The organism is Vibrio sp. DNB22_10_4, from assembly GCF_052879755.1.
On record NZ_JBNNXW010000001.1, the window covers coordinates 1530887 to 1554557 of the forward strand.

General features: G+C 45.0%; 23 protein-coding genes and 2 pseudogenes. 11 read left to right on the forward strand and 14 right to left on the reverse strand.

Going from position 1 to position 23671, the window contains the following annotated elements; all coding sequences use genetic code 11:
- Window positions 1-186: 186 nt before the first annotated feature.
- Window positions 187-1101, forward strand: coding sequence for a N(4)-(beta-N-acetylglucosaminyl)-L-asparaginase (locus ACVA6Q_RS06535; RefSeq protein WP_446647194.1), 915 nt, complete (start codon window positions 187-189; stop codon window positions 1099-1101).
- A 68-nt stretch (window positions 1102-1169) separates the two neighbouring features.
- Window positions 1170-1475 (forward strand): annotated as a pseudogene (locus ACVA6Q_RS06540) (transposase); the annotation flags it as partial.
- A gap of 263 nt (window positions 1476-1738) precedes the next feature.
- On the opposite strand, the gene ACVA6Q_RS06545 reads toward ACVA6Q_RS06540, so the two are convergent.
- The 8 genes and pseudogenes from ACVA6Q_RS06545 to ACVA6Q_RS06580 form a co-directional block, all read right to left on the reverse strand.
- The gene (locus tag ACVA6Q_RS06545) at window positions 1739-2404 is read right to left on the reverse strand and encodes a response regulator (RefSeq protein WP_446646947.1); all 666 of its coding nucleotides are present in this window, start codon (window positions 2402-2404) and stop codon (window positions 1739-1741) included.
- A 20-nt stretch (window positions 2405-2424) separates the two neighbouring features.
- A complete protein-coding gene (locus tag ACVA6Q_RS06550) occupies window positions 2425-3789 on the reverse strand; it encodes an ATP-binding protein (RefSeq protein WP_446646948.1) in 1365 nt (454 codons plus the stop codon).
- 53 nt (window positions 3790-3842) lie between these two features.
- Entirely contained in the window at window positions 3843-4268 is a 426-nt protein-coding gene (locus tag ACVA6Q_RS06555) for a hypothetical protein (RefSeq protein ID WP_446646949.1), read from the reverse strand.
- A 149-nt stretch (window positions 4269-4417) separates the two neighbouring features.
- Window positions 4418-4816 (reverse strand): Spy/CpxP family protein refolding chaperone, encoded by a 399-nt coding sequence (locus ACVA6Q_RS06560; RefSeq protein ID WP_446646950.1) that lies wholly within the window; start codon window positions 4814-4816, stop codon window positions 4418-4420.
- Window positions 4817-4946: 130 nt separating this feature from the next.
- Window positions 4947-5081: pseudogene (locus ACVA6Q_RS06565) on the reverse strand (integrase); the annotation flags it as partial.
- A gap of 407 nt (window positions 5082-5488) precedes the next feature.
- Window positions 5489-6664, reverse strand: a complete 1176-nt coding sequence (locus tag ACVA6Q_RS06570; RefSeq protein ID WP_446646951.1) for a MerR family transcriptional regulator — start codon at window positions 6662-6664, stop codon at window positions 5489-5491.
- Between the two features lie 157 nt (window positions 6665-6821).
- On the reverse strand, window positions 6822-8360 hold the full coding sequence (locus tag ACVA6Q_RS06575; protein WP_446646952.1) for a glutamate synthase-related protein: 1539 nt from the start codon (window positions 8358-8360) through the stop codon (window positions 6822-6824).
- Between the two features lie 103 nt (window positions 8361-8463).
- Window positions 8464-9180 (reverse strand): GntR family transcriptional regulator, encoded by a 717-nt coding sequence (locus ACVA6Q_RS06580; protein ID WP_446646953.1) that lies wholly within the window; start codon window positions 9178-9180, stop codon window positions 8464-8466.
- Between the two features lie 234 nt (window positions 9181-9414).
- On the opposite strand from ACVA6Q_RS06580, the gene ACVA6Q_RS06585 reads away from it, so the two are divergent.
- The 3 genes from ACVA6Q_RS06585 to ACVA6Q_RS06595 all read left to right on the forward strand — a co-directional run bounded on the left by ACVA6Q_RS06585 (window position 9415) and on the right by ACVA6Q_RS06595 (window position 12513).
- The gene (locus ACVA6Q_RS06585) at window positions 9415-10839 is read left to right on the forward strand and encodes a glycoside hydrolase family 1 protein (protein WP_446646954.1); all 1425 of its coding nucleotides are present in this window, start codon (window positions 9415-9417) and stop codon (window positions 10837-10839) included.
- Between the two features lie 139 nt (window positions 10840-10978).
- Window positions 10979-11596, forward strand: coding sequence for a 3'-5' exonuclease (locus ACVA6Q_RS06590; protein ID WP_446646955.1), 618 nt, complete (start codon window positions 10979-10981; stop codon window positions 11594-11596).
- A gap of 29 nt (window positions 11597-11625) precedes the next feature.
- The gene (locus ACVA6Q_RS06595) at window positions 11626-12513 is read left to right on the forward strand and encodes a DMT family transporter (protein WP_353499012.1); all 888 of its coding nucleotides are present in this window, start codon (window positions 11626-11628) and stop codon (window positions 12511-12513) included.
- 29 nt (window positions 12514-12542) lie between these two features.
- Here ACVA6Q_RS06595 and ACVA6Q_RS06600 read toward each other — a convergent pair whose 3' ends face one another.
- Window positions 12543-13865 (reverse strand): PTS sugar transporter subunit IIC, encoded by a 1323-nt coding sequence (locus ACVA6Q_RS06600; protein ID WP_446646956.1) that lies wholly within the window; start codon window positions 13863-13865, stop codon window positions 12543-12545.
- Window positions 13866-14230: 365 nt separating this feature from the next.
- Here ACVA6Q_RS06600 and ACVA6Q_RS06605 point away from each other — a divergent pair, with 365 nt between their 5' ends.
- The 4 genes from ACVA6Q_RS06605 (at window position 14231) to ACVA6Q_RS06620 (ending at window position 17620) form a co-directional block, all read left to right on the forward strand.
- Window positions 14231-14536, forward strand: a complete 306-nt coding sequence (locus ACVA6Q_RS06605; protein WP_353499010.1) for a PTS sugar transporter subunit IIB — start codon at window positions 14231-14233, stop codon at window positions 14534-14536.
- Between the two features lie 81 nt (window positions 14537-14617).
- On the forward strand, window positions 14618-15946 hold the full coding sequence (locus ACVA6Q_RS06610; protein WP_446646957.1) for a PTS sugar transporter subunit IIC: 1329 nt from the start codon (window positions 14618-14620) through the stop codon (window positions 15944-15946).
- A 151-nt stretch (window positions 15947-16097) separates the two neighbouring features.
- Window positions 16098-16406, forward strand: coding sequence for a PTS N,N'-diacetylchitobiose transporter subunit IIA (chbA, locus tag ACVA6Q_RS06615; RefSeq protein ID WP_031496580.1), 309 nt, complete (start codon window positions 16098-16100; stop codon window positions 16404-16406).
- Window positions 16407-16663: 257 nt separating this feature from the next.
- Window positions 16664-17620, forward strand: coding sequence for a LacI family DNA-binding transcriptional regulator (locus tag ACVA6Q_RS06620; protein WP_446646958.1), 957 nt, complete (start codon window positions 16664-16666; stop codon window positions 17618-17620).
- Here the strand turns inward: ACVA6Q_RS06620 and ACVA6Q_RS06625 are convergent.
- The 5 genes from ACVA6Q_RS06625 to ACVA6Q_RS06645 form a co-directional block, all read right to left on the reverse strand.
- Window positions 17607-18392 (reverse strand): hypothetical protein, encoded by a 786-nt coding sequence (locus ACVA6Q_RS06625; protein WP_446646959.1) that lies wholly within the window; start codon window positions 18390-18392, stop codon window positions 17607-17609. The two genes, ACVA6Q_RS06620 and ACVA6Q_RS06625, sit on opposite strands and share 14 nt — an antisense overlap.
- Window positions 18389-19171 (reverse strand): hypothetical protein, encoded by a 783-nt coding sequence (locus tag ACVA6Q_RS06630; RefSeq protein WP_446646960.1) that lies wholly within the window; start codon window positions 19169-19171, stop codon window positions 18389-18391. Before ACVA6Q_RS06630 ends, ACVA6Q_RS06625 begins: the two co-directional genes overlap by 4 nt.
- Before the next feature lie 219 nt (window positions 19172-19390).
- Window positions 19391-20122 carry a hypothetical protein gene (locus tag ACVA6Q_RS06635; protein ID WP_446646961.1) on the reverse strand — a complete coding sequence of 244 codons (732 nt, stop codon included), beginning with the start codon at window positions 20120-20122 and terminating at the stop codon, window positions 19391-19393.
- Window positions 20115-20912: a hypothetical protein gene (locus tag ACVA6Q_RS06640; protein WP_446646962.1), complete on the reverse strand. Its 798-nt coding sequence runs from the start codon at window positions 20910-20912 to the stop codon at window positions 20115-20117. The genes ACVA6Q_RS06635 and ACVA6Q_RS06640 overlap by 8 nt, the downstream gene beginning before the upstream one ends.
- Window positions 20913-21120: 208 nt before the next feature.
- On the reverse strand, window positions 21121-21909 hold the full coding sequence (locus ACVA6Q_RS06645; RefSeq protein WP_446646963.1) for an AraC family transcriptional regulator: 789 nt from the start codon (window positions 21907-21909) through the stop codon (window positions 21121-21123).
- A gap of 99 nt (window positions 21910-22008) precedes the next feature.
- On the opposite strand from ACVA6Q_RS06645, the gene ACVA6Q_RS06650 reads away from it, so the two are divergent.
- Together ACVA6Q_RS06650 and ACVA6Q_RS06655 are read left to right on the forward strand one after the other, a co-directional pair.
- Window positions 22009-22923 carry a DMT family transporter gene (locus tag ACVA6Q_RS06650; protein WP_446647195.1) on the forward strand — a complete coding sequence of 305 codons (915 nt, stop codon included), beginning with the start codon at window positions 22009-22011 and terminating at the stop codon, window positions 22921-22923.
- A gap of 98 nt (window positions 22924-23021) precedes the next feature.
- On the forward strand, window positions 23022-23507 hold the full coding sequence (locus tag ACVA6Q_RS06655) for an acyl-CoA thioesterase (RefSeq protein WP_338166025.1): 486 nt from the start codon (window positions 23022-23024) through the stop codon (window positions 23505-23507).
- Window positions 23508-23671 lie beyond the last annotated feature (164 nt).

Consider the following 23671-nt stretch of genomic DNA (forward strand, 5'->3'; position numbering starts at 1 on the left):
TGTTCATATTGCCTCATCGTATCTTAGAACCGCCAGTCCAATCCGTTGTTTTGAAGATATGGCACACCGAATAAACAAGGTGCTTATCTAAATTGCATCAATTCCTGATTGGAAAGAGACAAAAGTCCTTCTGACGGCGGAAAAAGCTGGATGTCTAATATCTTTGGGAAAGATGGGTAGTAAGTGATGATTGTTTTATCAAATTCAGAAGCATGGCCAGGTATTAATGAGACCGCTCAAATGTTAAAAGCTGGCAAAAACGGTTTAGATGCCATCATTTATGGAATAGAAAAAGTAGAAGCTGAACCAAAAATTCGCAGTGTTGGGTACGGCGGTTGGCCTAACCTCATAGGTGATATGGAGTTCGACGGGGCGGTCATGGATGGGGATACTCTCCGTACCGGAGCTGTCGGAGCTGTCAAAGACCATTTTCATGTGACACGAATTGCCCGCAAAGTAATGGAAGTGCTCAATCATGAGATATTGGTCGGAGAAGGAGCGACTCGCTTTGCCTATGAAATGGGTTTTGAATGCGGTAACCCATTGCTCGAAGACTCAAAAGAAGTTTGGTTCAAAAAACTTCAAGAGGTAACTGGGGAGGAAAATCCGGATATGGCCACCCGCGCTCTGGCAGGGCTTAATTCGATGATAACCGATCCTGAAAAAGTTAGAGATACCACGGTTTTTCTAACCAAAGACGTTAATAAAAGTATGTATGCCGCTACAAGTACGTCTGGCTGGGCATGGAAATACCCTGGTCGTCTTGGGGACTCACCTATAGCCGGTGCTGGATTTTATGCAGACAGTCGCTATGGTGCTGCCGCATGTACCCACACTGGTGAAATGACTATTCGAGCCAACACTTCCTACTCCATTATAATGGCGATGCGTTTAGGTTACTCGCTGGATAAAGCGATCGAAATGGCTATAAATGAGCTTCATCACTTAGAAACAGGTTTTTTAGCTGGTGTGGTTATCCATGCCATCGATAAAGACGATAATTACCGTGTGATAAACGTAGGATGTGAAGAAGAAATAAAATACTGGGTATATAAAACTGGTATGAGCAAACCAGAGCAAAAGGTAGCAGTAAGATTGTAGTGGTACGGTGAACTTGGCCACCTGATTAGAGGTGTTAAGATACACCTCTTGGCATGACAGGTGAAACTATGACCAAGCGTACCAGACGCACTTTCAGTGCGGAATTCAAGCTCGAAGCAGCATAACTTGTTCTCGACCAAAACTACATCGTTGTTGAAGCAGCAAAAGCCATGGCTGTGGGAACATCGACAAAATGGATAAGTGGCTAAGGCAGCTCAATCAAGAAAGAAAGTAGCTCCTCAAGCCTCACCAATGACACCAGAGCAAATTGAGATACGAGAGCTGAAGAAGAAACTAGCTCGCCTTGAAGAGCACAATGAAATATTAAAAAAGGCTACTGCTCTCTTGATGTCGGACTCACTGAACAACTCTCGTGTAGGTGGACAACAAAGTTCGATACCTCGACAATAAAGATTAGAACTATGACAATAAAGTGCGAAACTTTTTGGTGCTTTTTGTCGTAGTTTGCCTGTTTTCTAAGAAGGTTTTGCCCCAAAGTTTCTTAGCGGTCTCTCCCACTTGACCTACATTTTGTAATGGTTGAAAGTGGCCTATCAAGGCTGGTTGATTCAGTTTTACTTTCTAATTACCAGGTAAAATTATTTACTTAGTTTAAAGTTGTTGTAGCAGTGCAGTATTACGGCAACACAAACCGGTAACCTACTCCATAAACCGAGCCGATAAAGTCGTGTTTAAGTGGGCTAGCAAGAAGCTTTTTGCGTAAGTTAGCAACGTGGCTGTCGACGGTTCTGTCGCTTACTTCTCGGTAATCGTCGTACATTTTATTGAGTAGTTGCTCACGATTCCATACGTTGTCAGGTTTAGACGTAAACGCATGTAGAATACGGAATTCGACTGGCGTTAACGGTAATTCAATATTTTGCAATTTAGCTCGCTGGCTGGCAACGTCCAGCTGAAATAACGAGTCGGGTGCTTTAGTCGGAACGCGTCTTAATATGGTTTTGATCCGCGCCATAACTTCTTTTGGGCTGAATGGTTTACAGATGTAGTCGTCTGCACCAATTTCTAAACCTAACAGTCGGTCGATTTCTTCCACTTTTGCGGTGACCATTAAAACTGGCACCTCGCTAAATTCTCTTATTTGTTTGCACAATTCTGTGCCGGAGACGTTTGGCAGCATGATGTCTAACAATATCGCATCAGGCTCGTTTGTTTTGACCCAACTTATCACCTCTGCGCCATCATTTATGATGTGGTGGTTGTAACCTGAACCTTGTGCGTATTTTGCCAATATTGTTGCAATTTTTTCGTCGTCTTCAACAATTAAAATTTTGTTCGTCATGTTCAAATGTACTCTCTGAATTAACTAATTGAACTTAATGGTAATGTCATCGAGACCGCCAAGCCGTTAAGTGATGAACAGGAAGCGCGGATCTTGCCCCCATGAGCTTCAACAATCGCAGTGCAGATAGCTAAGCCAAGACCACTGCCGCCAGAGAATTTATTGCGGGATTCATCGATACGATAGAGTCGTTCGAACAATTTAGGCAGAGATTCTTCCGAGATTTCTGAAGCGGTATTTTCAATCACCAAGGTGACAAATTGATTGTCTTGGCTTGCGGATATTCGAATGTCACCCGCGATGTCGGTATAACGGGCGCAATTTTCAAATAGGTTAACCAACACTTGTTGCAATCGAGTTTTATCGACGTGAGCTATTAACGATCTTGACAGCTGATTAGTCGTGGTTATGTCTCTTTCGGTAAAAATAGGTTGGTACTTTTGCAGACATTTTTGAACCATTTCGCTGATGTTGTTTGGTTGGCACTCCAAGCGTAATTCGCCCTGGTCCGCTATGTTTAATTGGTGTAAATCAGCCACCAGCCTATTAAGCCCTGAGACTTCCTCTTTCAACGAAGTCACGGCCTTGTTGTCAAAAGGCGTGAGTCCATCTTCCAAGCATTCCAGTTCACCCATCAAAATGGTAATGGGTGTGCGTAATTCGTGGGATATATCCGTTATCCAGCGTTGACGAGAATCTCGGTTTTGCTCAAGTGTATTAGCTAAATAGTTAACATCGGACGATAACTGGCCAAGTTCATTGTTACGTTTGTATTCACTGCGTGTTGAAAGGTCGCCTTTACGAAGGTTGTTCAATACATTGGCGATATCGGAAATCGGTTTGGTGAGCCTACGGGAAAAGAAATAAGCGGATAACAACGCGGTAAGCAGGGTTAGAAGTGTAATGAAAATGAGATTTCTGACCTGCTGCTTAACAAAGTGGCTATCGAGCTCAGCTTTGACCTCACGGTTATCTTTTACCGCAAGAAAGCCAACCTCTTTGTTTTGATGGTAAATTGCGATTAATTGCATGTTTGCTTCAAACTCGCCAATTAGCTCGGCATTGTTAGAGTCTAATATTGCTACGCCACGAGGAAAGTCGAACCATAGCAACCATTCGTTTAGTCGTTCTAAATTCTGTTCATCTGGTGTACTGCTATTAGAATTTGCCGTATCAAACTGGTCCGTGAGAAATTGCCAGTTACCTGTTTTTGCAAAACCCTCTTTTAATTTCAAGTGTAGTTTTTCAATTCGCTCTATTCGACTTTTTCCCATGTACTCGTTAAACGCATAACTAAACCTAACCTGTTGTAACATAAGCAGAAAGATAGTACTTATCAAAGCGGTAGCAAAAATAGCGGCAAATACAGAGTTTCGTAATTTCATGTTTGTTTAAACCCAAATACGCAAGTTAACAGCGTTAGCACCAGCTAGAAAATTTATCGTGCAGCTCTGATCTGGCTACGAATTTTAGCAGCTAATTCTTCTTGGATTTGTTCATATTCTGTTAGCTGTTCATCAGTAAGTACACGTTCAAGCTCCGTTAATGTTTGCTTGCGAAGTTCTTCCATTTTGTTTTTCAGCTTTCTTGCTTCACGAAAACCCAATTTCTCACCCTGTTTTATCTCATAACTGTCAAGGTCAATACCATAGTCACCAAGAATCGCTTGTCGCTTTGACATACTATTTTCAAAAATCGGTGTCACTTGCTCTTTCTGTTTGTCCGTTAAGTTTAAACGAGTCTTTATTTGTTCGACTTGTTGTTTTGCTTTGGCAAGTCTGTCTGAAATATCACTAGCGTTAACAGTGAACGCAAACACGCTAAAACAACAAACCAATAATAAATTTAATGCCCGATTAGTCATATGCTTTTCCTCTTATTCCTCTTTAATTAAAAGCGCTCATATTCAATTCAATAATGAGCAATTTTTTTGGCTGGCTGTCATGCAAAGAGCAGTTAGCTTAAGCATTAACGCCGAAGCTAACTATACACACGAAAGACTTATTCACCGCTTTATTTGCCGCTAATGAACTGTTTTACTCTTTGTTTTTTCTCTGCTATACGGTCACGAATATCAGCTAATGTCGCCATTTGTTCTTCTGTTAAGAATGTTGATAACTCTGTTCTAAGCGCGTACATTGCACGAACTTTTTTCTCAGCTTGTTGGCCTGCTAAAATCGCTGCACCATCAATGTCACCAGAGCTAGCAAGGGCTTTGATTTGCTCTCTGACTTTTAACGCATCTTCCATGTGAGCCTTGCGCTTAGATTGCACTTCTTGGAACTGAACTGTTTGCTCTGGCGTTAAATCAAGTTCGCTGGCAATTCTGTCGCCAAAACCTGTTGCATAAGCTTGAGTTGCAGCTGCTACTGTAAATGTTAAGGCAATGATTGCACCTGTTAATTTTTTCATCTTGCTTCTCCTATTCGAAATAATATTGGTTGCCCTTTGTGGGCGTATCCTCAGTGGACACATCCTTTGTGGACAGAACAAAGATTAAGGAGCAAATGTTCAGGAAGTATGGAGATTGTTTAATATAGAAATCGTAAAACGCACCGAGGCGACGCACTGCACGTGCATAGGCATTGATGGTGGCGGGGCGTTTACCTTGTAGAGTTAAGTGATTAAGATGTATTTGATATAGTTGATTAAAATGGATTTGCTGTTGTGAGTCCATGGAGTAATCTCCTGTCCACGGCCATCATGGCGATGCTTAATAGATTTTCTCATCAATAACGGCAGTTCAAGATCCACTGCCTTAACTTACTTTTGTCCAAAAATGAGTTACCCCAGCTAGGGAATAAATGTGATCACCGATAACCAATTTTTAATTCTAGGTGTGCGCGTTTAGTAGATTCCGCATCGAGTGCGGAATGACGACAAATTCGGCAAATGTGCTACTAATGTCCAAAAGCGTTTCAAAAAATGCTCAATCTATTTTGTCATCTCTTATAGCGTTGCTGCTAGCAAAGCGCCTAAAAAGGGTCAGACTTTAATGTCCATACCGTTATTAGGAGCTTGAAAGAAGCTCCTTTCATAACAATCTATATTGCCCTCCGACGGCCCTATCGTTGACCAACAACCTTACTGTTTTTGCGCTTGAACAATGAACATGTGGTAGCCAAACTCGTCAGCAAATTGAGTGCAGATCTCTACCTCATGCTTAATGTCTTTCCATGCTGCTTTTTCAGACATACCTGGTTCAAGCTCTTTGACACGTTCACCAAGCGGTCCGTAGTAGTTCATCCATGCTTCTTGACTCATAGGAAAGTGGTCAACAACAAGGTAACCCGCCTTTTTCATCTGCTCGAGACGAGTTTCTACCTGCTGGATATCTGGATATTCTTGATTCCAAAACTCAACAGACGCTTCACTTAGTGTCGGTGTCTTCCAAACCATGTCACTCAACATGATATATCCATTGTCGGCTAAAAGAGGCTTCCATTGTGTTAGGGCTTTCTCAACACCCATGATGTAGGCACTGCCTTCTGCCCAGATAAGGTCGAAGCTTTTCTGTTCAAACGGTAGATCTGTCATGCTTGCAGCGACAGTAATTAGCCTTTTGGATAAGCCAAGCGCTTCGAAGCGCTCATTAAGTCGAACCAGCGCAGACTGCTCATTATCGATTGCAGAGATGTTTGCGTTGCTGTTTTCTGCTAGTACTTTGGTAGCCAAGCCTTTACCACAGCCAACTTCAAGAAGCTGTTTCGGCGCTTTTGGTACTGCGTTGAGTGCTTTTCGTGTTTCCTGCTCACTTCCCGGCCCCCAACGCTCAAGCGTTTCGAAAACCTTCATAAAGTCAGCCATATAAATTTCATGTTCGTTCATGTTTTTTGATAACCATTTCAGTCTCAGGGCCTCTTTTTCACTAAAGCCCTGCTTAATCAACCAATCTAAATGAGCATCGGGTGCGAGTTTATCCAATCCTTCGTGCCACGCTTTTAGGTCTCCCTCACCCAGCATCGCCGCCAATAAATCACGCGACTTCTGCTTGTGCTCAATCTCTTGTTCAAGCGTATACAAACGGCTTTGCAGCAGCGCTCTATCGACTTTAGCTTCTAGACACGCTTTGCATTCTCTTAGTGTTAATCCACCCGCTTGCAATTGCTGTATCAATCGGACTCGTTGTAAATCTTTATCGCTGTAGACTCGGTAGCCGTTAGCCAACCTTTTGCCACAAATTAGCTTCTGTTTCTCGTAGTAAAGCAGCGCCGTTCGTGACAACCCAACTTCGGCTGCCAGCTCAGATATTCGATACACACTATCGCCCTCGGTGATTGATGGTTATGAACTTTAAACTATAAAGCTATAGACAGGTCAACGAGAAATTACAAAAAAACACCGCGGCCAAAGTGGCCGCGGCATCCTAACTACTAAAGCTTGAACTACGACTTCATTATTCAGTGCATATCAGCCGCTAGCGTTCATACCCCGAGTACTTCACGCCAGACAAATGTGCCATATCACGATCCCAAGTCGCTAAATCGTTACGGTTGAACTGACTCAAATCATGATGCCCACATGCTCTTGCCATCACTTGCATGAGTGTCACTGAGGCTTCAAAAAAGTTCTTAAGTTGGTTTGACGCTTTGTCTACATTCAATCTTTGGCGCAAGTCGGCTTTTTGAGTGGCGATCCCGGCTGGGCAATTATTGGTATTACACATTCTCGCCGCTACACAGCCTATTGATTGCATGGCACTATTTGATATTGCGACCCCATCGGCACCCAGCGCCATCGCTTTCACAAAATCCATTGGGACGCGCAATCCGCCAGTTATGATGAGCGTCACTTTGCCACTCATCCCTTGCTCATCGAGATATCGCCGCGCTCTCGCTAGAGCAGGAATGGTTGGCACACTTATATGATCACGAAACATTTCTGGTGCAGCACCAGTACCGCCGCCTCGCCCATCTAAAATGATGTAATCCGCGCTGGCATCTAGGGCGAACTGAATGTCTTCTTCAATATGGTTCGCACTCAGTTTAAAACCGATAGGTATGCCTCCTGTGACTTCTCGTACTCGGTCTGCAAATGCTTTGAAGTCTTCAGCGCTATTGAGATCTTTAAAGGTCGGGGGCGAGATGGCTGGCTCGCCTTCGGGGATGCCGCGAACTTGAGAGATTTTGCCTATATTCTTGTTACCTGGAAGATGCCCGCCAGTACCCGTTTTCGCACCCTGCCCACCTTTGAAGTGAAAAGCTTGCACTGATTTGAGCTTGTCCTCATCGTAACCAAAGCCAGCACTGGCAAGCTCGTAAAAGTAGCGCGAGTTGGCAGCTTGCTCTTCAGGAAGCATGCCTCCCTCCCCTGAACAAATACCCGTTCCCGCTAGCTCAGCCCCCGTTGCCAACGAGACCTTTGCTTCCTCAGATAGCGCGCCAAAGCTCATGTCAGATACGAATAAGGGAATATTAAGCTTAAGCGGCTTTTTGGCTTGCGGACCAATGACAAGCTCTGTACTGACAACAGCATCTTCTAGCAAAGGTTTTGTCGCCATTTGAGCCACCATGACTTGCAGATCATCCCAATGAGGTAATAGATGTCGTGGTACGCCCATCGAGGTCATGGGGCCATGATGCCCAAGCTTTGATAGTCCTTCGCGCGCGAGCTGATGAATAAACTCAACGGTTGGCTCTTCTTTAGTTTGAGTAGCGACTGGGGCGTCATTTGCTTTAGCGGTGACACCCGGCCCTTCAGTACCTACTTGTTCGTTTGAAAACTGTTTGTGGCTGCCATCGCAATAAGGAGGATTGGCGGTGTGTTTGCATCGACATAAAAAGGCATCTCCGTCTTTGTCGACAGAAAAGCTTTTTGGTTTGAAGTCTGTTCCTGCATGGGAGCCGTCACAATAGGGTTGGTTTTTCGAGCGTCCACAGGTACAAAAATAATAGTCTTGCCCTGTTTTCACTTCGACCTTGATAGGTGTGTTGCCAGCGATTATGGGTTTGCTCATCGTGCTTTCCTTATATTCAACGCTTTCAAATGAAGGTTGTCAGGATAAGCATAGGTCAAAAATCAACCGCTCATGCGCTCTTATCTAGCTGTGATTCAAAACGTTACAGCTGCGTTTCACTCTTGACGTAAGTTGTTGAGAACTCGAACGTGTCGCAAGTGTGCTTAGCGACGGAGTATTCAAAGATTTGGCCGTTGTCCAAGTAAGCATTCTGAGCGACACTCACTATATTGTCTCCAACAGGCAGACTGAGGTGCTCCGCCTCCGCTATGGTCGCATTAGCGATGGTGATTTTAAGATTAGCGCTATGTATCGTAAGGCCGAGCTTACCAGTGATATAACCATAGATGGATGCTTTAACATCCTCTATCGCTAAACTAGGAATGATGTTAGCGGACAAGTAGATGTACTCAATAATAGTTGGCACACCATCAAGCACACGTACACGAGTAATGTCGTAGACTGGCTCACCTATCTGGCATTTCAGTTTATCGGCGATAGCCTTATCGGCATTCACTTTGACAAACTTAACCACGCGCGTTTTGACCGACTTACCTTTCTCTTCTGCTCTTTTTTTGGTGCCCAGTAGATGTGAATCAGATACTGGACTTGAAGGCTGCTTAACAAACGAACCCGCCCCACGCTTACGCACGACTAAACCTTCTTTAACCAAGTAGTCTAGGGCTTTCTTAAGCGTTATCTCACTACACTGAAATTCATTCGCCAACGATTTTCCATCGGGAAGCTTACCCGATGGTGAATATTCGCCCGCTAAAATCCTGGCCTTCATTTCGTTGTAAATGCCCTGATATTTCACCATTCTCGCCTGATCCCTTTACTACGCCGACTCTCATTTGATGTGAGATTACTGTCTAATGATTCAACGCACAAGGCAAACCATTAAACAATATGGTTTAGTGTCCCAAAAACCAACGACATCACCACCAAAACCGATCAACCTCTCATTTATAATCAATTTAACTTTTAAAACCATATGGTTTTAATAATATCGAACGCAGAAAACAAATACATGAAAGGGTTAATCGGGGTAGCTATGGCATTTCAAAAGAACTTCTTATGGGGCAGCGCATCCGCAGCCTATCAAATCGAAGGCGCAGCAAATCTAGATGGTAAAGGCGATTCGATTTGGGATGTGTACTCACGTGTTCCGGGCAATACGTTTAAAGATACAACAGGTGAAGTGGCGATCGACTTCTACCATAAATATGAAGAAGACATCGAACTGATGCGCGAGATGGGTCTGAAGGCCTATCGCTTCTCTGTCGCTTGGACTCGAATCATGCCAGATGGCCGCACGGTAAACCCGAAAGGCGTAGAGTTCTACCATAACGTTATCAATAAACTGATCGAATGCGGCATCACACCGATCTTAACTATCTACCACTGGGACCTTCCACAAGCGCTGCAAGACGAATATCAAGGCTGGGAAAGTCGTGAAATTCTGACGGACTTTACCCGTTATTGCGAAGTCTTGTTCAGCGAGTATGGTGACAAAGTGCCGTACTGGGTTTGCATGAATGAGCAGAATATTTTCACAAGCCTAGGGTACGTTCAAAAGATCCATCCACCAAAAGTTTCTGATTACCAACGCTTTATCAATGCCAACCATATCGCAAGCCTAGCTAATGCAAATGCTGTGAAGCGATTCAAAGAGATGGGTATCAAGGGTCAAATTGGGGCGAGCTTTGCGTACAGCCCGACATACGCAAAAACCGCCTCTCCTGAGGATGTGATTGCCGCTGAAAACGCACAAGAGATACAAGATCTGCTCTGGATGGATGTCTACGCAAAAGGCGCCTATCCTAAGATTGGTCTAAAACTGCTAGAGCGACTAGGCATCCACATCGATTTCCAAGAAGGCGATAAAGAACTGCTTAAAGCCGGTATCTGCGATTTCATGGGTCTAAACTATTATCAGTCAGCCACGTTTGTCGCACCTGAAAACCGCGAACAAACAGCACAAACCGGAAATGCCGCGCAGGTATCTGTCGTCTCTGATGTCGCTCGAATCCCTACCGATGATTACTATGTTCGCGCTGATAACGAGCACCTAAAAATGACGGATTGGAACTGGGCTATCGATCCTGAAGGCCTGCGCGTCGCACTTCGCCGCATCACGTCTCGCTACAACCTACCGATCCTTATCAGTGAAAATGGTTTAGGCGCGTACGACACATTGACTGAAGATGGTCGAGTGCACGATGACTATCGCATCGCATTCCTAAAAGCGCACGTTGAAGCGATTAACGATGCTATTGAAGATGGCTGTGAAGTGATCGGCTACTGCACTTGGTCTTATCAAGATCTATTCAGTTGGCTAAATGGTTATGCGAAACGTTATGGCTTCGTTTACGTTGACCGTGATGAAGAAAGCGAAAAAGAGCTAAAACGCTACAAGAAAGATAGCTTCTATTGGTATCAAAGAGTCATAGAAACTAACGGTGAGAACCTCGATTAACCATCTTAAAAGGTCCAGTTTATCTGGACCTTTTCTTTTTGATGCAAGCAGTCTGTAACCAAAAACAGTGCTTGGAAGGTTTCCTTCATGTCGCGTTCAAGCTAGACTCTGCCTCCCTACTTTTTCGTGAGATTTCACTATGACCGCACCCGCCACTTCCGCTATCGTACTCGACTTTGAGACCACGGGCTTATCACCGAACCAAGGCGATCGCGCTATCGAAATTGGTGCCGTGAAACTGGAAAATGGCCAAGTGGTTGATCGCTTTCAATCATTGATGAATCCAGGTTTTCGAGTCAGCAGCTTCATCGAGGGCTACACTGGCATCACCAACAATATGCTTAGCCACGCACCAAGCTGTGACGAAGTGATGAGTGAGTTCGTCGATTTTATTGGCGATGCCAATCTAGTGGCTCACAACGCTTCTTTCGATAAGCGTTTTCTAGATACAGAACTGGATCTAATTGGTAAAGGTTATGGTGGCGAGTTTGCATGTTCACTTTTGGTTTCTCGCCGATTAAACCAAGAAGCAAATTCACACAAATTGGGTGATCTGGTGGCTTACCATAACATTGCTAACGATGGTGTATTTCACCGCGCATTAGCTGACGCCGAAGTGACAGTGTCACTCTGGTTGCTTCTTGTGAACTCTCTTACCGAGAATCACGCAATTGCACAACCAAGTTTTGAGTTGATGCAAAAGCTCGCCAAGCAACCAAAAGCATCAGTTGGGAAATTCTTAACCAAACACAAATAGCACGACTTCAACCTATTAAAGAGACGACTATGACCACAACTTTTGACTCCATCGTCCCTGTCGGCGTTCGCTACATGGTGTTATCAGCGCTTGGCTTTGCGCTGATGTCGGCCTGTGTGAAATACGTGAGCACTTATGGTATTCCCGTATTTGAAATCGTAGCAGCGCGTGCATTGGTTTCACTGGTGCTAAGCTACCTAGATGTCAAAAGGAAAGGTATTTCTGTGTGGGGGCACAATAGGCCTTTGCTGCTATTGCGCGGTATCGTCGGCTCACTGGCTTTGATTTGTGTGTACTACGCAGTGACGACGCTACCTCTAGCCGAAGCAACAATACTCCAGTATATCCACCCTATTTTCACCGCCCTACTTGCGTTCTGGTTTCTAAAAGAAAGTATTCAGAAGTCGACCATCATTTGTATCGTGCTGAGTATTTTCGGCTTAACGTTTATGGTGGGGCCAACATTAGGCAGCAATACCGCGGAGTCACTACCGTTATTTAGTGTGGGTATTGCGCTCCTTGGCGCATTTGGCAGCTCTATCGCTTACGTTATCGTTAGAAAGCTAAGCCAAACTGAAGACAGCTCAGTGATCATTTTCTATTTCCCATTGGTCGCATTGCCAGTCTCAATTCTATTAATTGGCGACGATTTCGTGATGCCAGATTGGTATCTCACTATGATGTTGGTGCTGGTGGGCGTCTTCACACAAATAGGTCAACTAGGTTTAACCAAAGCAATGCAAACCCAAGCAGCGGGTAAAGCTTCGGCATACTCCTATGTCCAGATTGTATTCTCTATTTTGCTAGGTTTGGCGTTGTTCAATGAAGTCCCTACTGTTTGGACCTATATTGGTGGCTCACTCATTGTGATAGGGGCTCTCGTCAATACCTTCGGTAAACGAGTCGCTTCTAAATAAAACGCATCAATAACAGTGGGTACAGGCAGCTACTGAGCCGCTTGTACTTGCTGCATTCGTTTGGCGCGCTCTTCTTCTTGCTCTACCAAGATTTTCTCATGGGTTCTGAAGAAAGGCAGGTAAATAAAGTAAGCATTGACCATAGCAAACACGACCATTAACGCATTCATGTAGCTACCATTGGCAGCCCAAGCAGCACCTATTGGAGCTGGCACCGACCATGGAATCATTAATACCACGCGATCCAAAATCTCCGCCGACGTTAAGAACCAAGCAATCGTAGCGTTGAGCATTGGGACAAAAATAAACGGCACAAGAAAAAGCGGGTTCATAATAATTGGGAAGCCGAACAATATTGGCTCGTTAATATTAAATATCGCGGGAATAGCGCCAACCTTACCCACCGACTTCAACTGTTTTGAACGGCTTTTAATCGCAAGATAGACCAAAGGCAATGTTGAACCTACCCCGCCGATAAGAACAAAAAAGTCCCAAAAAGCAGGTAGATAGATATGGGGGAGTACCTGACCGCCAGCTTCCAACGCAGTTTGGTTCTCGAGTAGGTTAGACATCCAGAATGGATTCATAATTCCGGTAATGATCAGTGCACCATGAATCCCCATAAACCAAAGAAGCTGACAAATCAGTATCGAAATCAAAACCGCAGCGAGACTGTCTGAGGCCAGTACCAACGGACGAAACAGCTCTTCTATCAATTGAGGGAAATGCACTCCGAACTGAGCATCAAGAAAAACATTGAATGTCGAAATACTGATCATCACAGCAAAGATCGGCACGATGAGCTTAAAACTTTGAATCGTTAAGATAGGCACGTCTTCTGGCATCTTGATGTACCAGCCCATACGGATAAAGAACCTAACGACTTCTATTGAATACAGACTCGCGATAAGCGCAGTAAACAGACCGGCACCACCTAAGTAGCGAGCATCTTCTTGCCCATCGATATAGAATCCGGCCAGCATGAGAAACGCCATACAGCCCGTCAATCCCGACAGTCGCTCTGGCAACTGATAGCTCTTCGCGAGACTGGCCGAAACGCCAAAAGAAACGATAAGCCCTACGACGCCCAGTGTCAGTTGATAAGTTGGCAGCAAGATGGGTCTTAACGCCAGAGATAAGTCCATCCAAGCCATCGACATCCAAGACTCGGAATCGGCAAACGGAGGAAAGATAATCGGGACAAACATACAGCCGACAAAAATGAAAGGCATTGCCAACTGGAAACCATCACGCATAGCCATAAGGTGCTGACTGCGCATCAGCAATTTTGCTACAGGATTCATGAACTGCTCTACCTGATTGGCACACAGTCTCATAATGGATTGGTTCATTTACTCTACCGGCTATATGGATCCGCGTCAGGATACCCGAATACACTGACTCTCGGAAACCGATTATCCAAATCTGCCATCTCCACCACGTTTTTTACCCCATCACTCGCTAAATTCCGAATTTAGATCACGATTCACCTACTACTCAGCCATTTCTAATGCTGAATTTAAGGTCATCAGCGCCATTTGCAGCGCTGGGTTTCCCAGGTCAAGATCATTCGTTAACTGTGTCACGAATTTTTCGCCATAACTCTGGTTTCCAGTGATCGTTTTCACACTTAAACGGAAATAATTTGGAAACCGGTTTCCAAATTATTTCCTTAAGGGCATATTGATTAGGAATTCAAGATTCTGGAGAAGAAAAAATGAAAAAAATTATGCTTTGCTGCTCTGCTGGTATGTCTACCTCTCTACTGGTTAAGAAAATGGAAGCGTCTGCGCAAGAACGCGGTATCGAGGCTCAAATCAAAGCATTTGGCGCAAGTGAGTTCGACGTTCAAGTAGGTAACTACGAGGTTGTTCTTCTTGGTCCTCAAGTGAAATACATGCAAGCGGATTTCCAAAAGAAAGCAGATGCTCACGGCATCAAAGTTGAGCCAATCAACATGATGGATTACGGCATGCAGAAAGGCGATAAAGTGCTTGATTTTGCACTAGAACTTATCGGCTAACCTGTTTTTGCTCGGCGTCCCCCCTTAGTCAATTTTCGACGCCGAGCGTTTCTTAACTTTTATCTTAACGAGAGTAACGACATGGGCGCTATGTACGACAAAATGGTCAATGTTATCGAGCAAAAGGTCACCCCTATTGCTGGTAAAATTGGTCAACAAAAATACATCACTTCTATACGTGACGGCTTCATTGCTGCACTACCTTTTATGATTGTTGGTTCTTTCATGCTGGTGTTTATCTTCCCTCCGTTTTCTGCGGAAACAACTTGGGGATTTGCACGCGCGTGGCTAGATTTTTCTGAGACATATCGTGAGCAGCTTATACTGCCATTCAACTTGAGTATGGGAATCATGACCATATTCATATCGGTGGGGATAGCGTCAAGCTTGGCTCGCCATCACGATCTTGATCCTGTTACGACAGGTTTGTTATCACTAATGAGCTTCTTGCTTGTTGCAGCGCCAGTTCAAGACGGCATGCTGTCAATGCAGTACTTCTCAGGTCAAGGTATCTTCACAGCGATCATGACGGCGTTGTACTCGACTGAAGTTTACGCATTCCTGAAGCGCAACAACATCACTATCAAGCTTCCACCTGAAGTACCAACAGGTGTTGCGCGCTCATTTGAAATCCTGATCCCTGTATTGGCAATTATCATCACGCTTCACCCTCTCAACCTGTTCATCGAAGCGCAAACGGGCATGATCATTCCAGAAGCAATCATGGCTCTTGTTCAGCCGCTTGTTTCTGCCTCTGACACCCTACCAGCAGTTCTACTAGCGGTACTCGTTTGTCAGATCCTTTGGTTTGCTGGTATCCACGGCGCACTTATCGTTACAGGCATCATGAACCCATTCTGGATGGCGAACCTTTCCGTTAACCAAGCAGCAATGGCAGCAGGTGAAGCAATTCCACACATCTTCGTTCAAGGTTTCTGGGATCACTATCTACTTATTGGTGGTGTAGGTTCAACACTTCCACTTGCGTTCCTACTACTTCGTAGTAAAGCGGTTCACCTACGCACTATCGGTAAGATGGGTACCGTACCAGGTCTATTTAACATCAACGAACCAATCCTGTTCGGTGCGCCAATCATCATGAACCCAGTGTTCTTCCTACCATTCATCTTAGTACCAATGGTGAACGCCACTCTAGGTTGGTTTGCTCTTGACTGGGGTCTAGTAGAGCGCGTGGTTTCTCTAACGCCTTGGACAACACCAGGCCCTATCGGTGCATCGTGGGCAGCTAACTGGGCATTCAGTCCTGTCATCATGTGCTTCATCTGTATGGCTATGTCAGCAATGATGTACCTACCGTTCCTAAAAGCTTATGAGAAGCAACTTCTTGAGCAAGAAGCAGCGGACGAGAAGAAGCAAGAAGAAGCAGCAGGTCAACCAGTAACAGCTTAATCAAACAGTTATTAGTAACAACAAACTCAGTTGGCACAAATAATAAAAAAGTCGCCCCCTAGTCTTAATTGGGGTTGAGCGTGGGGCGACACCCTTTCAGTAGACACCATTTAAGAATTAAAGAATTTAAGAGGTAAGCAAAATGGAAACTATGGATCTAGAAGAACAAGTTATGGGTATCATCATCAATGCGGGTCAGTCTCGCAGCCTGTGTTATGAAGCACTTCGCCATGCTAAAAACGGCGAGTTTGAAGAAGCAGAAGGCTTGATGAAAGAAGCGCAAGAGTTTGCAAATCAAGCTCACCTAGTTCAGACCCAGCTTATCGAAGCTGACGAAGGCACGGGAAAAATGAAGATGACACTAGTGATGGTTCACGCACAAGATCACCTAATGACTTCCATGCTCGCAAAAGAGTTAGTTGCTGAAATGATTGAACTACACAAGCGCACTGCTAAGTAATTCGATCACACTTTACTTTTTTCAGTTTTTCGACCATTCAAAGAGCGAGTCAGGCAAGAAAGCGTCGTATAGGTGCGTTTTCAACATCTTAGGTCGTAGCAGCTCTTTCGTGCTCCATACATTGGGCTGCTTTTTTTCCTCACCTTATACCCTCTCATCAGACTTGGATCACTACCTCTGAAAGAGTACAATAACGGAAATCTTGGGAAACGGTTTCCCAGTTCTAGAAACTCTATGAATCTATTAAGGTTGTTGTCATGGCTACTATCACCGACGTCTCTCTGCTAGCAAACGTATCGAAAGCGACCGTTTCTCGCGTGATGAGTGGAAGCCGTGGCGTTAAGCCAGAGAGTCGTGAGGCTGTATTACGCGCCGCCGAAGAACTCAACTACCGCCCAAATGCCGCTGCACAAACACTGGCAAATCAACGCTCCGATTATATTGGCGTGATCCTATCCTCTAGCGACGCTGGACAAGTATCTACTTACCTTCCTCTACTTGCTAAATCACTGAAAGCAAAAGGCAAGCATATGCTGGTTCAATTTGCAGAAACAGCAGATGAGCAAGTTCGCATGGTGGAAGAACTTAACCAAAGACACTGTGACGCCATTATCTCACTCGGTGGCACCATTCAATCCTTGGCTAACGACAACGTGATTGCCATCGATAGTTTGGCGAGTGCTGAACACGCTATAGGATACGATTTTAAGTTTGCTGCAGAGAGTGCCTGTCGCTTCTTGTCGAGTAAAGGACACGCAAGCATAGCCATTGTCGTGGACGATGAAAGTTATGCATCGACACAAGTGCTAGAAGGCTATAAAACATCGCTACAGAACTCAGCAATGCCAGTCAACCGACAGCTTATCGTCACGGCGAATGGCAACAATGAGCAAGCGATTATGTCGCTATTAAACAGCTACCACCCGTTTACGGCATTGGTAGTGATGCGTGACAGCCAAGCCGCTGTCGCAATGAACCTGTTCAGAGATTTCAATTTGGCGACACCTCAAGAAGTTTCGATCGTGTCACTGGAAGATTCACAATTGGCAAGCCAGCTCAATCCTCCCCTCACCTGCATCAGCTACCCTTCACAGCAGATCGTCGATATGGCTATGGAGAAGTTAGACGCAATTCTGGAAGACAAACCGATGTCGAACAAGCCTTTAATTACTGGCCGACTCGTCACTCGTGAATCGGTTATCAATCGTCGTTAGCATAGCTAGAATGGTGTTGGACAACGGGCTTCAATGCTCGTCTTACAACGATGAGAAGCCACCAAATGACACCAAAGGCCAATAGCATTCTTAACGTATAGGTCGCTGTTCTCAGCAATACTGCACTGCGTGATACCGATACCTTTAACTCATAAGGGTATTGTGGCGATACAACACGATGGCTAAGAACAAAAGAAGACCAAAAGCTGTTATCGATATTGATGTGCTCGCTTGAATAACGCGGCAGTGACTCTCCTAACAGATACACCTCATAAAAATAGTCGCGAAGAGGGCTCTCTAACCAATGCCCTAACATTCTGCGCGGATTCACATACGCAAAGTATTCGGTATCTCCCACCTGCTGAGCCACTACAAACGATGGCTCTGGGAAGTATGTTGTCAGCAGAGACCAACCAATAAACACGCCTTGTTCGCTGGTATTACCTGCCCAATAACTTTTGTTTGATGCCACTTCTCCAAACAAGCTGCACGCATACCAGCCTGTTGCGTGATTTCTTACATAGCCTAACGCTCGGACTTCCTCTTCGATGTACGCCTTTCGATTGTAGAAGCGGCGATGTTTTGATTCGCACCTGTCATGCTTGGGTAGTGACATAACCAAGCTCAGCGTAGATTCAATTCTGTTGTCGATGCTTGTCAGGCTGGCGTCTAGCTCATTGGCGATATCTTGTTTAATGCTGGCAGTTGCAACGATATAACTCAATACACTGAGCAGTACGGTTAGTAACAATGAATAGATGACCACTCTCATTTTAGCTCTTGCACCTTCTCAGGCTGCACCTGCTTTTTGCGAAAGCCAATCAGTGCAATGACACCCACGACAACGCCAAACACCACTAACAGCCTTACGATAAAAGTAACAATCCCTTGTCTATAGAGTGCGGTATCTTTATAGACTGAAATCGAAATAGGAAACAGCAGCGACTCTTTAGTGGCTTTGTAATCCCCAAATGCGGTGCTATGTTTTTCCAAAAGTGGTGTTTCATCGTTCGAGAAGTGAAGGATCCGATGAGTTTCCTGAGGCGCTTCTTGTACCCACCATCCCAATATCGCCGTAGGGTTAATCGTTGCAATCGCGACGTTTTCACCTCGATAAAGTGCTAGTGCAAAAGAAGTATTACCGTCATGCGTTGGCGAGCGCAACTTAGCAAAGCCAATATCCCCTTTTCGTGCTTCATTCCAAAACGAATTGTCCAGCGGCTGATTCGCTGCTCCCAGGTTGCTACAAAATTGATAATGATCTGGTTGCTTGATACCAACAAAAAGCCCGCGCATTGAAATGCTGCGAAAAACCGTATGACCAAGCTCTGTCTGCATCGATTTATCGCACTCTGCTAACGGAAACAGATAGTTAGACAATACATGCAGCTCTGACTGAATCTGGGTAAGCTGACGCTCGACACCACTTAGCACTTGCTGTGCCTCTTGATGTGCCTGTTCGCGAAACGTAAAGAACTGATACACACAGCCAATTAGCAGTGTGTAGAGAAAAATATAGAAAATATTAATGAATGACTGTTTTAACTGCATTGAATAAATTTGCGCTGAATTTCCTCACTGTTATACAGCATCAAATTTTTACGAACCTTATCCCACCTCAAATTTCTAAACATTGTTTATATATATTGCGAGGCGTCATTCAAATTTAAAATGAAATAAAAACCACATATACATTGAGTAAATATTACGTAAAATAACCATCACCGAATGTTCTCATTTAGTCTAAGTATTTATACGAGATGGCACTCGCTATTTTTCGACCACTTGAAGAAGAGAGCCTTTAAGCAGCCTATAACTGATCCAACCCAAACCCACAATACTCATGATGCGCAACCAATAAATCCCACTACGTTTCAACACATCGACAAACGAAGCCGTCGCTTGAATGGAATAAGGATGGTGCTTAGAATGCGCCGTTTGTAGCAACATGCTTTGCATTCTCACAGGTGAACGGGTGTAAAAAGGCACGCAGTCCGAATCCAAAGTCAGGCTGTAATTTGCATAATGAAGGCTTGGCTCAATCCAGTAACCAAGCACTCTTCTTGGATTGACGTAAGCGAAGGCTTTCTGCTTCCCTTTATCTTTAGATACCACAAACGAAGTTTCTGGGAAGTGTACCGTCAACAATGAGTGACCAATGAATACCCCCTCTTTTTTGCTGCCTTGCCAGTAATTAAGCTTAGAAAGTTGGCGCCCGAGCATGCTACAAACATGCCATTGTTCGCCCGTGTCATAGATATAACCCACCGCGCGAATACGCTCGTTTTCATGTGCAATATTGGCGTACTCACGCTTCACTTCATTACCACAACTGGGATCGCTTGGCAGCATGTCGATAACATTGAGAATATTCTTTATCTCCCTATCCACCCTTGCTGTTGCGCCGATCGCGCTCGTCTCCAATTCATGTGTAATTCTAAAATAGGCACCAACTAGGCTCACCAATGCCGATAGCGACATCACCACCAGCCACTTAATCATGACTCACCTCAAAGTCTTGCTCAGGGTTTTCTCTGCGTGTGCTTCGACGATAAACGTCAAACAGCAACAGGCTACCAAATACCAATACTCCGCCGAGCGTTAGCCGCTCGATAAAGGTCAAAAGCTTACCCCAAAGCACAGTAATAGGTTGCGTCACACGAATCTGTATTGGGTAGCGCTCGGAATCGGTCGTCATTTCAATACCATCACCATCGGCAATATCGATACCACGAGATAACAACGCTTCACCATCACTAAAAGACAGGACAGCCTTGGTCTCCGGGAAAAATGGTTCAATCCACCAGCCAAGAATAATGCGCGGGTTAATAGCACCGAGGACAATGGTATTGTCTTTGATAATCGCTAAGGCATAGGAGGGATCGCGTCGATACTCAATCTGCTTAATTTTGGCAAATGCCACATCTCGGCTGTATCTTGCGTCCCAAAACTCCGACGTAACAGCAGCTTTGTGCTGACCAAAATTACTACAAGCAATAAACGATTCCTCTTTGCCGCTCTGCATTGTCCCAACCGCGAGTCCACGCAAGCCTAAGCTTCGAAACACATGATGAGCCAGCACATTTTGCGCTTCAATGCTGCAATCCGTCGGTTGATTAACGGATCTCAACTCTCTTTCGATCTTTGATAGTTGAAACTCAACTTTGCTGAGAATTTGGTCAGCGCTATTGCTCAGCTCCTGACGAAACGTGAGTACTTGATAAACACAGCCAATAAGCAGTGTATAGAGAAAGATGAAGATCAAATTTTGCCAAGTGCGCTTGGGGAACATGCAATAAAACTACTCACAACGATATAACTGGCAAATAATAATCGCCAATTCAAAGCTATGTCTTTAATCTGACTCAACCTTTTGAGAGGGCTGTCTCAGTGAGTGAGAATTTAGTGGCACGTAGCTATAGCTGAGTCGCTTATGGCAGCGCAACAGAATATCTTACAATGTCAAATATCCCAATCACACTGAGTCATCGGGAATTACCCTACAACAACCTATTCTTATACTGCTCCGGCGTTTGCCCAGAATATTTCTTAAACATCGAGATAAATGGACTTGCTTGGTTATAACCGAGCGTAAATGCAACTTCTTTTACTGAATGGCCACTTCGCAATAGATCCATTGAAAACAAGTACCGTACTCGCAAGCGCCACTCGGTAAAACTCATGCCAAGTTCGCTTTGGCAGTAACGAGCAAGCGTTCGCTCGGTCGTATGAACTTTTGATGCCCACTCCTTAAGACTAATGTCGTTAGTTGGCTCTTCTTCAATGGCTGCCAGAATGGGGGCGAGGTATTTGTTATTACTAGAAGGTAGGAAGTGATGCTGCTCTTGCTGATCGCTCAGTTGGTCTAGGAGCACTTGGATCAGGCGCTGATCTTTTTCAGATTCAGCCACGTTAACGTTACGGTGACGAAAATCCTCAATAATCGAGGAGACGATCGGTGTCACTTTAATTAAGCTGGTTTTATCTGGAAACCCGTCAGTGAACTCGTGAGCAATATTGAGAGAGCAGTATTCGAGCGGTTTGCGGTTGTAGCTGCAATGCATCACGCCCGCCGGAACCCAAATGGCGAGGTGTGGCGGCGCTAGAAAACGCGTATCCTGCGCTTCCATTTCCAATATCCCACCGCTAATCAGCTGAACTTGTCCCCATGGGTGGCAATGAACGCGGGTTTCGGTGTTCGACAAAAACGCATCGAAGTTCATGAAAACATTGGAGGGCATCTTGTCTATAGACAAAGAGGGGTGCAAATTTCTAGTGTGTTTTTTCAACTTGTCTTCCTATCGCGCGCAATGTCGTTTTAAAGATACATGCAATTATACCGACCTGTCACACTATGTATCAACTTACAAAACGCGATGAGGTTCACAGTGGTCTATCTTCTTCCCTTCTTTACTGTGTTGATATGGGGCGGCAACGCCATTGTGAACAAGATGTCCGCCTCTATGATCGAACCGAGCGCGATGAGTTTCTATCGCTGGGCGCTTGCGATCTTGGTAATGACGCCATTCTGCTTGCCGAAAGTGAAGCGCCATTGGCCAGAGATCCGCAAAAACAGCGCCAAACTCGCGTTTCTTGCATTGCTGGGCATGGTACTTAACCAATCGTTGGGCTACTACGCGGCGGCAACCACTACAGCCTCTAATATGGCGCTGATAACCTCACTAGTCCCCCTGCTCGCGGTGTTCATTTCCGTGCCGTTACTTGGCAAACGTATCTCTAAGCTGAGCATCGTTGGCGGCGTGATCTCGCTAGCTGGCCTTGCATTTATGCTAGGACAAGGCGACCTCAGCTTCTTTTTGCATCAAGACATTTCTCAAGGGGACGGCCTGATGGTACTCGCAGCGATTGTGTATGCGACGTACTGTGTGCTGCTAAAACGCTGGAAAATGCAGCTGTCTAGCTGGATGCTAATTTACACGCAAGGCGTATTTGCCGTCATCATGTTATTTCCACTATTACTGACTAGCGAGCAAATCTTGCCAAGCAGCTCTGCCCTGCCGCTTATTGCCTACGCGGGATTGCTCGGTTCCTTTGTCGCGCCTCTGCTTTGGGTAAAAGCGATCGACTTAATTGGCGCAGATGGCAGTGCCATGTTCATGAACTTGTTGCCAGTCATCGCGGTCGCTCTCGCTGCAGTACTGCTTGGCGAGTCAATTACCCAGTTCCACCTTATTGGCGGGCTCATGGTCATTTCCGGCGTTATCTTGTCGCAAATTAAGACCAAAAAGCGCCAGCCTGCGCCAGAAGCGGTGGCACCCAAACTCACTATCGATAAACAATAGCGAACAGCAAAAAACTCGGACACTCAAACTCATAGCGTGTTGTTAACAAGTTTGTCATAATCAAGCCACTTAGCAGCTCAGATAAAGGAATAAAAATAATGAGTAGTGGCAGAAGAGAGACCACCCTGCGTTTTCTAGCCGAGCCAGGCGATGTTAACTTTGGCGGCAAAGTGCATGGCGGCGCAGTAATGAAATGGATTGACTTAGCGGCGTACGCTTGCAGCGCGGCATGGAGTGGCAAGTATTGTATCACCGCTTACGCTGGTGGCATTCGCTTTGTTGAGCCAATCCACGTTGGCAACTTAGTAGAAGTGAGTGCCAAAGTGATATACACCGGCAGAAGCTCAATGCACATTGCCATCGATGTGCAAGCTAGTGATCCCAAAGAGCTGAAAAATCGTCTCACAACACACTGTATCGTTATCATGGTGGCTGTGGATGAAAATGGCAAACCAACCGAGGTGCCCGAGTGGGTGCCGCAAACCGAAGACGATATTAAACTTCGTGAGTCGGCAATCAAGCTGATGAACATGCGCAAACAGATTGGTGAAGAGATGGAAGCGCACGTCAAATACCTAAAGTAATTCCCTCTCGTTACTTGTTAATAAAGCCCTAAAGTTCATGCAGACTGAATCCTCGGTCTGCATTTGTTATCCAGATCTCATCTACGCCCTAAATCATCCTCCAAAAGGAGGAGTTTTCATCTTTTCCCTTCAACTACACTAGATTGACGTGATAGATTTTTTCT